The 9,769-nt window shown below is 38.4% G+C and carries 7 protein-coding genes; 6 read left to right on the top strand and 1 reads right to left on the bottom strand.

Annotation, left to right across the window (positions count from 1 at the left end):
- Window positions 1–1,744 (bottom strand): glycoside hydrolase family 15 protein (locus AC1DDX_RS15875; protein ID WP_477622252.1); only part of this gene is annotated, 1,744 nt, incomplete at its 3' end.
- A gap of 169 nt (window positions 1,745–1,913) precedes the next feature.
- On the opposite strand from AC1DDX_RS15875, the gene AC1DDX_RS15880 reads away from it, so the two are divergent.
- The 6 genes from AC1DDX_RS15880 to AC1DDX_RS15905 all read left to right on the top strand — a co-directional run.
- The gene (locus AC1DDX_RS15880) at window positions 1,914–2,687 is read left to right on the top strand and encodes an HAD-IIA family hydrolase (RefSeq protein ID WP_172663021.1); all 774 of its coding nucleotides are present in this window, start codon (window positions 1,914–1,916) and stop codon (window positions 2,685–2,687) included.
- 157 nt (window positions 2,688–2,844) lie between these two features.
- A complete protein-coding gene (locus AC1DDX_RS15885) occupies window positions 2,845–5,220 on the top strand; it encodes an ABC transporter permease (RefSeq protein ID WP_288879382.1) in 2,376 nt (791 codons plus the stop codon).
- A 10-nt stretch (window positions 5,221–5,230) separates the two neighbouring features.
- A complete protein-coding gene (locus AC1DDX_RS15890; protein ID WP_337716281.1) occupies window positions 5,231–7,609 on the top strand; it encodes an ABC transporter permease in 2,379 nt (792 codons plus the stop codon).
- A 183-nt stretch (window positions 7,610–7,792) separates the two neighbouring features.
- The gene (locus tag AC1DDX_RS15895; RefSeq protein ID WP_172663024.1) at window positions 7,793–8,293 is read left to right on the top strand and encodes a T9SS type A sorting domain-containing protein; all 501 of its coding nucleotides are present in this window, start codon (window positions 7,793–7,795) and stop codon (window positions 8,291–8,293) included.
- A gap of 4 nt (window positions 8,294–8,297) precedes the next feature.
- Window positions 8,298–9,464, top strand: a complete 1,167-nt coding sequence (gene porV, locus AC1DDX_RS15900) for a type IX secretion system outer membrane channel protein PorV (RefSeq protein ID WP_172663025.1) — start codon at window positions 8,298–8,300, stop codon at window positions 9,462–9,464.
- Window positions 9,465–9,533: 69 nt separating this feature from the next.
- Window positions 9,534–9,769 (top strand): hypothetical protein (locus tag AC1DDX_RS15905; RefSeq protein ID WP_477622253.1); only part of this gene is annotated, 236 nt, incomplete at its 3' end.

The following is a 9,769-nucleotide window of genomic DNA, read 5'->3' on the forward strand; positions in this document are numbered from 1 at the left end:
GGGCCGCATTCATCAACCCAACATGACTGTAAGCCTGGGGAAAATTACCCCACTGACTTCCATCATTTTCATCAACATCTTCACTAAAAAGCAGTAAATGGTTGGCATAATTGATAATTGATTCAAATTCTTTTATTGCATCATCTACCCTGCCCACACACGCCAGTGCCTCTATGTACCAAAAGGCACAAATCAGAAAAGTACTTTTGGGTTTCCCAAAATCGTCGGTATGCAAGTATCTGTAGAACAAACCGCGCTCGGCTTTCAGTTCCTTTTCTAATGCGATCAGGTGATCTTTAGCTCTTTCAGATTGAGGATCAAGGTAGTTCATCAAAATAAGCTGCAGCGTACTTGCGTCTAAATGCGGGCTATTAACCGCATGCGTATATACCTTACGAACAGGATCATAACAATCCTCTATATGCTGTGCTGCTTTCTCGATCAGTACTGTTGCTCTATCTTCATATTCCTTATTGCCTATGGTTTTGGCCATTTTTAAAGCCGCATTAGCGCCCGCCCATTGAAAAAGATTGGTGTAACAATGCATATTCGCTATATTCCTGAACTCCCATAAACCCGCATCCTTTTCATCAATAGTGCGTTCGATTTTAGCTAACAGATAATCCAGCCATTGGGTAGAATCCTGTCGTTCTCTAAAAATAAACCTATGATCTGTATACAGCGGAAGCATAGAGACCAATACCTGCCCGTAAATATCATTCTGTATGTGCTCATAAGCCTGATTACCTACTCTTACCGGCTTATTGCCTTTGTATCCCTTAATGTTTCTCAAAATCCGCTCAGTAAGTATCCTTTCGCCGGCGATACCAAACAATGGCTGATACCTCACATCATCTCTAAAAGATATATCTGTTATATAATTAAAGTACTTCTCCATTTCCTCGAAATGGCCAATATGGTTTAATGAGGTAATTACGTAATAAGTATCCCTCATCCAGCAATATCGATAATCCCAGTTCCTTTTGCTACCAGGCGATTCCGGTAAACTTGTTGTACTGGCTGCAATTATTGCCCCAGTATCCTCATACTGGTGAATCTTCAAAACAAGTGCAGAGCGGATTACCATGTGCTGATAAAATCCTGCAATTGTTGAGTGCTTAATCCATGTTCTCCAGTATTTAATGGTTTCTCTTAAAAATCGTTCTGCGGTGCTTACTATAGGGGCATCCAGTTCGTGTCCATAGGTTAAGATTAAGTATTTAGGTTCATTTAATGCAAAAAATTTCTCGTCTTCAATGTAACTCAAAGAGATATTGGTACTTAGCTGCATATCTTCGTCAGCTCCGTTAAACTCTATATGATTACTTCCACGATGCCCTTTTTGTTTTATCGAACCATAATTATAAACCGGTTTGCATTTTACCCTAACCCTGGGGTTTCCTTCAATAGGTTCTATCTTCCTAATCAGCATTAAAGGCTTGTAGTAACGCTCATGCTGATAAAATCTGGGTGCAAAATCAGTTATTCTATACCTGCCTTCGGCATTGGTTATTTCTGTACAAAGTACATTTGTGTTTTCCAGATAAAACTGACTCGAAGTAAATTCGCCATTTGGCCGAATGGAGAACTCTCCTCCTTTATTTTCATCCAATAATCCGCCAAAAACGAAAGAGCTGTCAAATCTTGGCCAGCAAAGCCAATCAACATTAGTGTTTTTATTTATATGCGCCAGGTAAGCGCAATTGCCAATAATTCCCGTTTGATATGTGTGTCTTTCTGTCATCTATTATTCAATTGGTGTATATTATAACAACACGACAACCTATATATTGTTCTTTTTAGTTCCTAAAAATTAATATTGAACAGCATTATGACTGATAATTATTATTAATTTTGAGTAAGAGAATTGAAGCAGTAACGATTTCAATTTTTCTTATAAATAAAAAACACCTATGAAACAAGGACTTTTAATTGACATGGATGGCGTCATCTACAGTGGAGAAGAAATGATTTTTGGAGCCGATAAATTCATAAAGCATCTTCTTGACAATGATATACCCTTTGCTTTTATGACCAACAACAGCCAGCGAACAAGCCTTGATGCTGTGAGAAAGCTAAAGCGGCTAGGGATCACTGTAGATGCGAAACACGTATACACCAGTGCCATGGCCACAGGTAAATTCCTTGGCGATCAAAGTCCTAATGGGACTGCTTACGTTCTGGGAGAAGGTGGCTTATTAACCAGTTTACATGAAAATGGAATTACCCTGGTTGATACAGATCCGGAATTTGTTGTATTAGGTGAAGGAAGAAACTTTACCCTGGAAATGGTTCAGAAGGCAGTTGACATGATTCTGGCCGGAGCAAAATTTATTACTACAAACAGAGATCCTTCCCCTAAAAAACCAGGTTGGAACAATTTGGGCATTGCAGCCACAACAGCCATGATTGAAGAAGCAACCGGAATAAAGGCATTTGTAATAGGCAAACCTAGTCCGGTTATGATGCGTTCGGCGCGAAAATTCCTTGGCCTGGAAACTGCAGAAACAACGGTTATAGGAGATACTATGGAAACTGATATACAGGGAGGTATACAAATGGGTTATAAAACCATCCTGGTTTTATCAGGAATTTCTGATCAGAACCAGCTTGGCCGTTATGCTTTTAAACCAGATATGATTGTTGGCTCGGTTGATAAAATTGTTTTCCCTCTTAAGTGGTGGTAACTCAGGTGTATTTTACTACGCAAATTATTTTGTTCAAATATGAACATAAACTGTTCATAACCGAACAGTAAAAGGTAATTAAGCAGTCCTGGCCCACTTAAAATCGGTTTCCTCGTATTGGCATATCAATTGAATTAACCCACGAAATAACAAGGCCATGTTTAAACACCACCTGCTGCTGATCTACAGAAACTTTAAGAGATACAAAAGCTCTTTCTTCATCAATCTGATTGGTCTGAGTGCAGGGCTTTCCTGTACTTTACTAATTTACCTATGGGTAAACGACGAAATACAGATCGATCGCTTTCATAATGAAAGACTCTATCAGGTGATCCAGAATGAGCACCTCACAGATGGAGTCCAAACGGTAGAGGGCACACCTGGAATTCTGGCCGAAACAATGGCAAAAGAAATACCCGAAGTTGAAACTGCAGTTGCGACCTCGCCGGGTTTTTGGCTAGGTCAGAGTAAAGTATCGGCAAATCATCAACCTGCTATAAAAGCAGCAGGCAAATTTGCAGGACCGGATTTCTTTAAAGTATTTTCTTACCCACTGATTACTGGCAACAAAAACGAAATACTCTCTGGTAAAAAAACTGTTGCTATTTCAGAAAGCATGGCTATGAAACTGTTTAATAGCACAGATGTAGTTGGTAAAGAAATGGTTTGGAGCAATACTGAAATGCAAGCCGAAAACCATGCATTGATCTCAGGGGTCTTTAAGGATATCGGCACAAATTCCTCAGAGCAATTTGATTTTTTAGTCTCTTACGATGTGTTGTTAGGCCCTGAAGGAAATTCCGGTTACCGCAAGTGGACAAACTATGGCCCAAGCACATTTGTAGTTCTTAAAAAAGATGCAGATCCCAAGCTATTCAATACCAAAATCAAGAATTATTTAAAAACAAAAGGTGTAAAAAACTATACCCTATTCATCAGGCCATTTGCCCAAAGCTATTTGCATAATCAATTTGAAAATGGCAAAGTTGCCGGCGGAAGAATAGCCTATGTAAGGCTATTTTCGCTTATTGCGGTCTTTATTCTAATCATTGCCTGTATCAATTTCATGAACCTTTCTACTGCAAAAGCATCCAGAAGATCAAAAGAAGTTGGGGTTAAAAAGGTAATGGGGGCACCAAGAGGATCATTAATCGTGCAATACCTTTCAGAATCGATACTGCTAACCATTATGGCCGTATTTGTTTCGCTATTGGCAGTAGAGCTTATGTTGCCGCAGTTTAACCAGATCACTGGCAAACACTTAACTTTACAATTCAACACCACACTCATATTATCCATACTTGGTGTAACCATCTTTACAGGTTTACTTTCCGGTAGTTATCCTGCTTTGTATCTTTCAGGCCTTAAGCCTTCTGCAGCTCTAAAAGGAAAGCTTCAGCTTTCAGCAGCAGCATTGCTAACAAGGCAAGGACTTGTAGTTTTTCAATTTGCTTTTTCAGTGATCCTGATTGTAGCCGTTCTTATCATCTATAAACAAATTGAATATGTACAGAAATCTAATCCTGGCTTTAAAAAAGATAACGTATTGTATTTTGAAACAAACGGCAAGCTTAAAAACAATATAAATTTTGTGATAAATGAAGTAAAGAAAATAGATGGTGTTGTAAATGCATCAAGTATAGATCGGGAACTACTTGGTGATTTAAGCTATACCCTTGGCGACTTTGGATGGGAAGGAAGAGATCCTAAAGAAGTCGTTAAATTTCAACGTGCAGATGTCAACGCAGGCTTGATAGAAACCCTTGGAATAAAAATGGCCGCAGGGAGAAGTTTTTCTGAACGATTTGGTTCTGATACTTCTAAAGTCATCATTAATGAAGCTGGTATTAAGGTAATGCGCTTAAAAGATCCTGTGGGTAAAATTTTTAAGCTGTGGGGTAACGATATGCAGATCATTGGTGTTGCAAAGGATTTCCATTTTGAATCTCTGCATCGAAAAGTTGGCCCCATGTTTATCAGATATAAACCTACACACACCAACAGGGTAATGGTAAAGATAAAAGCAGGAAGTATAAAGCCGGTAATAGAAGAACTTCAAAAATTCAATACCCAATACAACCCTGAATATACATTTGATTATAAATTTCTGGATCAGGATTTTCAAGCTCAGTATGTAGCAGAAACCCGGGTAGCAGTATTATCAAGATACTTTGCAATGTTGGCAATAGTAATTTCCTGCTTAGGCCTGTTTGGACTAGCCACCTTCACTGCCGAAAAACGATTTAAAGAAATTGGCATCAGAAAAATTTTAGGGGCTTCAGAATTCAATGTAGTCTATATTCTGTCTAAAGATTTCACTAAACCTGTACTCATTTCTATTCTAATTGCCTTGCCTATCGGATATTTTCTAGGCAAAAATTGGTTAGACTCATTTGCATATCGAATTGATTTAAAACTTTGGTTTTTTATAGTCTCCGGTTTTTTAGCCTTTCTCATCTCTCTTGCAACTGTCTTTTTTCAGGCATTTAGAGCTGCTAAGATGAGCCCTATTGAGGCAATTAAAGCTGAATAATATTAATGGCATGTACCTTTTAGCATTAAAAATCGCGCTTCGAAACCTTTGGAAAAACAAGGGGTTTTCTCTGATTAATATCGGAGGATTAGCTATTGGCCTAACCTGTTGCTTAGTATTACTGCTCTACGTAAATTACGAATGGAGTTACGATAAGCAATTCAAAAATATCGGTCGTATCTACTCTGTTTATGATAATGATATCATGAGCGACCGCATTATCACTAATCGTGCTTATTGTACCCCAAATCAGCTTGCTGCAACCATTATGCAAACCGTCCCTGGTGTAGAACAGGTAAGCAGAATGGCCGAAAGAGATGAAAGCCCATTTAGATATAAACACAACGCATTCAACAAAAACCTGATTTTCGCAGATCCATCCTTCTTAAAAATATTTGACTACAATTTTATTAAGGGAGACTCTTCAAGCGCCTTATCAACTCCTAATTCAGCTATTATAACTGAACAAACTGCTAAAATCTTATTTGGAGAGGAAGATCCTATTGGCAAAGTGATAAGATACGATAACCGAAGTGACTTAATGGTTACGGCCGTAATTGCCAATCATGCTCAAAACCAAACCTATCGCTTTGATGTATTAATACCCTGGGCATTTTTAGAAAATGAAAGCCCGTGGTATAAAAAAATGGGCTGGACTGATGGCGCTTTGAACACTATAGTAATGCTTAAAGATGCACAACAATTTGCCTCGGCAGACCAACAGGTTAGAAAAATCTTTAAGCAAAACACAAATGACAGCTATATAGAATTCTTTCTTTTTCCATTAAAAAAAAACCATCTATACGATCAGTTTGAAAATGGTGAACTTTCAGGCGGCCGCATAGATCAAATAAAATTATTTCTTTTGCTTGCAGTTTGTGTGCTATTTATTGCCTGCATTAACTACATGAATCTGTCTACCGCACGATCAGAAAAACGTGCAAAGGAAATCGGGATCAGAAAAACCCTTGGATCCAGCAGGCAATCTATTGCATGGCAGTTCATATTAGAGTCGCTCCTCTTGTCTTTCATGGCGCTGCTTATCGCTTTTATTTTATTAGAAACTGTGCTTCCCTACTTTAACAATCTATTAGCAATTGATTTGACAATAGATTATGGTTCATATGAAGTATGGGCTATACTTATTGGCTTAACATTAATTACAGGGCTGCTCGCAGGCAGCTACCCCGCTCTATATTTATCGTCGCTTATACCCCTTAAGATATTAAAAGGCATAAAAGGAGCAGGCAAAACTTCGTTGCCTATTCGTAAAATACTGGTAGTAATCCAATTCGGTTTTTCAATATGCATGATCATTTGTGCTATAGTGGTACGAAATCAAATCAGCTATATGAACAACCGACCTCTTGGTTTCAACAAGGACAACCTGGTTCAGATTGGACGTCTGGGTGTTTTGAGAGACTCTGGGAAACTTCAGCTTTTCAAATCAGAATTAATTAAATCGGGAGCTATAGTTTCTGCAACAGAGACTACAAACGGGCTCACCAACAACTATGTAAGCACAGAAAAGATAAAATGGCCCGGCCAGCTAAAAAACGAACAAGTAGCCATGCAACTTAGATTTTCAGGTTACGATTTCACCAAAACAATTGACGCAAAGATATTACAGGGAAGAGACTTCAGCAGAGAATTTGGCAATGATACGACCAAAGTAATTTTAAATGAAACTGCTGTAAAAACAATGAATCTTAAAGATCCGATTGGTGCAAAAATAAAAAATGACGATTGGAACGAAACATTCACAGTTATTGGCGTAATGAAAGATTACAACTATTCATCGCTTGGAACCAAAGTAAGTCCGTTGCTTTTCTTTTATAGCGAGACCAGTCCAGGCACTATCATTATGCGTTTAAATCCATCACAAAGCATAACCACATCTACACAAAAAATTAAAGAACTAAGCCTAAAACTAAACCCAGATTATCCATTTCAAATAGACTTTGTGAGTGAAAGGATTGCTGATAAATTAAAAAGTGAAAAATTACTGAGTATATTTTCAAATGTATTTGGTGGCTTTGCGATATTTATATCTTGTCTCGGCCTGTTAGGTCTGGCACTGTATATTGCCGAGCAGAGGAGCAAAGAAATCAGTATCCGGAAAGTAATTGGGGCCAACCTAAAGGATATACTTATTTTACTAAACAAGGATTTTATCAAACTCGTTATTCTATCAAACATGATAGCAATTCCTGCTGCATATATTATAACAACAAGCTGGCTTCAAAAATATGATTATAAAATCGGTCTGAATATGTGGCCATTTATAACTGCTTTTGTTTTATCCATATTTATTGCTGTATTAACTGTGAGCCTTCAAACTTTTAAGGTTGCCAGAGCAAATCCTGTTGATGCGTTAAAATACGATTAATAACCCCTTCTTGTATTGCATCAGAAGGATGCACATTCGACACATATTCTTATTCTAAAGCGCGCAGTTTACTAATTAAAAACTGCATTTCACATAACAGTTTTTACACCCTGCATACTCCTATCATCACCCAATATTACTTATCTGTAATTTTGGCTATATCTATAATTAATCCCTCTCTCGATGAAAAAAAGATATTTGCCAATATTTGGCATATTCAGTTTTACTGCTGTCGCAAATGCGCAACAAGCAGAACTCCAACGATCCGTTATAGCCAGCGCAGGAGGCTCGGCAGAGATCAACAATACCATTTTCCAATACACCATAGGTGAGGTTCTGGTAACAGCCATAGAAAACTCTCCCCTATTAGTAACACAAGGTTTCCAGCAACCAGAAGTTAATGGCAGCACACCCGAACCACAAGCTCCTCTTATAACAGGTTTTATTGTTTACCCGAACCCGGCAAACAGCCAAACCAAACTTGAATTTGATTTGGTAATGGACGATATGGTGAACATACAACTGGTAAATAATGCAGGCCAAACCGTAAGAAACATCTCATTAAAAATGCTGGCGGGCAAAGCAAACTATATTTTACCCTTAGGTGGTTATCCTTCGGGCTTATATTATGTAGTTCTCAAAGCTAGCAGAAGAACCTATTCCGAGAAACTGGTTATACAATAAACTTATGAAAACAAACATTTACCTTGCTACAGGCCTTTTGGCTTGTCTGGTATGTTGGTGCCAGAACAGTTTTGCGCAGCAAGACAACAGAGTAGTCCAAAGCGGAGCTGCTTTCTTATTACTAAGTGCAGATGCCAGAAACTCAGGAGTAGCTGAGGCAGGCACCGGACTAGATGTGGATGCCAATTCTTTATACATTAATCCGGCAAAGATCACCTTCGGCGAAAAAATGAGCTTTAGCGCATCGTATACCCCATGGATGAAACAGCTCAGCAAAGATTCTCATCTGGGATACTTTACCGCATTCAGGCAATTAAACGATAGAGAAGCGTTGGGGTTATCTGTTAAATATCTGGATTTAGGCTCAATTGCTTTTAGAGACGAAACAGGAGGCCTCATAGAACAATATAAGGCTAGCGAATTTAGTATAGATGCCAGCTATGCACGCAAATTCGGTGAGACCTTTGGGATGGCGTTAACCGCCCGATATTTTAGAAGTGATATTGGTAAAGGAACGTACAATAATTTAGAGCTCACTCCAACAGATGCTTTTGCTGCCGATGTATCTATTTACTCGAATCGGGAACTACAAAATGGCCGTTATTCAAGAAGTTTTAGCTGGGGTGTAAATTTAAGTAATATTGGTACTAAGCTTAAATATTCTGATAGCCAGACCAGCTTTTTACCTATGAACCTAAGGGTGGGCGCTGGTTATAATTTTTATGCAGCTCCCGAAAGTAGACTTACCATTTTGCTTGATATAAATAAATTAATGGTGCCTACCCCACCAAGATACAAAAAAGATAATGATGGTAATTTTACTACTGAAATAGAAAAAGGTAAAGACCCCAACAGAAGTGTCACAAGTGCTTTGTTTACTTCATTATTTGATGCACCCGGAGGATTTAAAGAAGAACTATCAGAGTTCACCATTGCAGGTGGATTAGAGTTTTCTTACTACAATCGTTTTTTTATAAGAACGGGCTATTTCTATGAAGATCCTGAAAAGGGCAACAGACAGCATCTGGCAGCCGGAATAGGTCTTAATGTCAATCCCTTAAGAATAGATATCAGCTATATATTCCCTACCGAGGATCGCTATGTGCTGAGAAATTCTATGCGATTTACATTATGCTTTACCCCCGGGGCCTCCAAACTATCAGCAAATTAATCAATGTCTTGAAACCTTAAAAAGTGATCAACAAACAAATAAAATAGAACGCATTTAAAATCATAAACTATGAGAAGTACATTTTTCACTCTAGTATTTATTCTTTTTGCAGGACTACAATGGGCCAGCGCTCAGGATGGTTTTAAAGGGATAAACTACCAGGCAGTTGCCAGGAATACCAATGGTACCGTCCTGTCAAATCAGGCAGAAAAGGTCAAACTTTCCCTCCTTGGAGGTTCTGCGAATGGCCCGGTTCAGTATATGGAAGAACATTCTGCAAATACGAATCAATTAGGGTTATTTAC

Source organism: Pedobacter sp. 10L46_2 (assembly GCF_056395165.1).